This is a genomic window from Zooshikella ganghwensis DSM 15267 (genome assembly GCF_000428585.1).
GTDB lineage: Bacteria > Pseudomonadota > Gammaproteobacteria > Pseudomonadales > Zooshikellaceae > Zooshikella > Zooshikella ganghwensis.
The window spans coordinates 1-3,000 of record NZ_AUAF01000288.1; the positions used below are offsets into that span (position 1 = coordinate 1).

The following is a 3,000-nucleotide window of genomic DNA, read 5'->3' on the forward strand; positions in this document are numbered from 1 at the left end:
AATATCCATTGTATCTTTGATGGCTTGTTCAACGACAGGAAGATCAGGCCAGTCAGGATGGCCGGCAATCCGTTGACCCTGACTGTCTAAAAGTACAGAAGTAGGACCACCCGTTGGGATAGGGAATACCGGCTGTCCAATTCGATGGGCACCCGCCAGGTAAGAGCGGTTTGCGGGTGCCGAGCTACCAAATGCGCGCATTTTGGCGAAGTTCAGTAATGGAGTTTGAGACCATGCAAAGGTTGTTGGTCGTGTCTGTCGGCTTAACCAGTCAGCGCTTAACAGTGCTGTATTAGATGGAACATCAATATTAGCTTCTGTCATGAGGCCGACGGTGACAATAATATTTTCTGGATTATCAATTCCTGCTTTGTTGAAATGATCAATGAGAATCTGGTTAATCTTACTATCTATATCCGGAAGTATAGAGTCTATTGACTGACTTGACTTATATTTTGGGTATACCGAGTCAAACGTTGTAGCTGAATTATTAGTTACATTCGCTTGTAAACTATTACAATAAAAAAAGTTAGCACTTAATGATGTAAGTGATACTGCTAAAAATATTGGTTTTAAGTTCATTGTTTCTCTTACACACAAAGACAAATATTTCACAAACATTCAGAAAAAACACATACTAAATAAACACTTAAGCTTTTTAATTAAGCCTATACGGAAAATAACAATCAGCATTTAAATACTATTAATCTAATATGAATGTGTGAGCTATACTGCTGTCATAAAAAGAGCATTACCCTATCAAAACAAAAAATGGGCAGTCAAATATAGGGTAATGCGAATGAAAGGAAATAGTTGACATCACTCAACCACATACAATTATACATAAAACAAACAATAAAAAAAGCAAATATTTATCAAAAAAAATAATCACCTAAAACCAAAAAACATAAAAGCAAACACCCCTCTTAATCTCTTAAAAAGAAAGGCATTCGCTTTAAAGTTAAACTACTCCAACATTTAAACTAGAAAATAAATATCGGAGATAGTGAATTATATTTATATTATATGTAATTCTTAACCCTTTAGTTGTTAACCACCAGCAAAGTACACTCTTTACCTACAAGTTCAACCAAGTCATCAAAGTCGATTTTTACCGATATTTTTTCATAACAATCAAACGAGAACCTTTTATATAAATTGCCACTCAACCCATAATTATTTTTACAGTGACCCTGAATATGAATATTATTACTTCCATTCAAATTTTCACTTACCCTACAGACAACAATTTCACTTTCGACTTTACCATAAGAAAAAGATGAGCCAAAACAGCAACAATATATAATCACATAAACAATTAGTTTATTCATTATACCTCCCTGTAAAACATTGAATAAAAATGCAAACAGATACAAAATCACTCAACAGATAATTAGCAAATATTATCCTTTACTCCACGTCGAACAATACAACAATATCCCGCAAAAGTTAACTGTGAATTATACATATTGTTTATTATGGCATGATATACATCAATATTTTTTACACCAAAATATAAAACGATATTTTTTTAAAATATTTTAATAAAATTAATCACATTCAATACATCAAGTACAATTTATTGTAAAGTAACGTTAACAAATCGTAAAAAAGTAGCACCTTTGTCTTTTTAATTATTAAACTCATGGCAAGCTTAATAAAAATACGTCTCAATAATATTTTTTCTATCATACCAAATTAATTTCTTAACTCTCCCACACCACAACCTGTTGCACCAAAGCGACCATTACAAGCAACAAAATTATAAATTTAAATAATCTTAAGCTTCCTCAATGAATATTATCCTTTAGAAATCAAGCAAACCTTTATTTCACTATTCCAAGAAAGCTAAAACGTTCAAGAACATTAAAAAAACAACTATAAGACCATGGTTCAGCCAAATCCAATCACACAAGATCAACATCACATAAAGGTTATTTTTTAATTTCCAACTATTGATTTAACATCAATTTTTTTGCTTTACTTTGTAGGATAATACATCTGTATACTGGTAATGATTTTCACAATCAATTTTTTGGGCTTACTGTAAGTGTTGTTGATTGATGCGAACGATGGTAATCATATTCACACGTATCAGTTTCTTGGCAACCAAGCCAAAAAATCACTTCGCTTTGGGTGTAAACCCATAATTTCGTAAATATATACCCAGTATGACGTACTTATAGTGCGGGTAGTCTGACCTTTTAAGGCTAGTGCTAACAGCTATATTTTTTTAAAAGTTGAGGGGTATTAAGTAACATTGCTTACTAATGCATTGACAGAACATTAGTACAATTTCTCTTTTCCATTCAAATCTCGCAACGGATAGTGCTCATAAAAATGATTTGTAAAGAGTATATCAACTTTGTGGTTTCATACAGTTATACAAACTTTAGTACTATTAAATTTGAGATTTAAAATATGAAGTTAACGTTATTAGTGTTATCAATCTCTGTAGTCACGTTAAACACTAGCAGTGCTTCTAACAGTTCAAATAATAATTTTGTATCAGAAATTAAAACACATGCAACATCGCAAACAATTTCGAGCTTTAAACATGCTCCCAGTACATTAAGTTTACCCAATTTAAATGGTCGAGTTGATCAGATTCTCATTGATCATTTCAAAAAAGCAGGAATTGATAATCCAGAAAATATTATTGTCACCGTCGGTATCATGACAGAGGCCAATATTGATGTTCCATCCAATACAGCACTGTTAAGCGCTGACTGGTTAAGCCGACAGACACGACCAACAACCTTTGCATGGTCTCAAATTCCATTACTGAACTTCGCCAAAATGCGCGCATTTGGTAGCTCGGCACCCGCAAACCGCTCTTACCTGGCGGGTGCCCATCGAATTGGACAACCCGTATTCCCTATCCCAACGGGTGGTCCTACTTCTTTACTTTTAGACAGTCAGGGTCAACGGATTGCCGGCCATCCTGACTGGCCTGATCTTCCTGTCGTTGAACAAGCCATCAAAGATACAATGGATATT

General features: G+C 33.8%; 3 protein-coding genes. 1 reads left to right on the forward strand and 2 read right to left on the reverse strand.

Translation table 11 applies throughout. From position 1 onward, the window contains the following. Both F607_RS31995 and F607_RS0125950 read right to left on the reverse strand, forming a co-directional pair. Window positions 1–582: hypothetical protein (locus F607_RS31995; protein WP_038292379.1), on the reverse strand; the 582-nt coding region annotated here is incomplete at its 3' end. Window positions 583–1,043: 461 nt separating this feature from the next. Then, window positions 1,044–1,331 (reverse strand): hypothetical protein, encoded by a 288-nt coding sequence (locus F607_RS0125950; RefSeq protein WP_027710336.1) that lies wholly within the window; start codon window positions 1,329–1,331, stop codon window positions 1,044–1,046. A gap of 1,090 nt (window positions 1,332–2,421) precedes the next feature. Between F607_RS0125950 and F607_RS32000 the strand changes: the two genes are divergently transcribed. Next, a partial coding sequence (locus F607_RS32000) for a hypothetical protein (protein WP_038292382.1) occupies window positions 2,422–3,000 on the forward strand: 579 nt, incomplete at its 3' end.

Bases quoted from the DNA above. Each gene is read 5' to 3' on its own strand.
- F607_RS0125950 (WP_027710336.1), bottom strand. From the start codon at position 1,331: ATGAATAAACTAATTGTTTATGTGATTATATATTGTTGCTGTTTTGGC.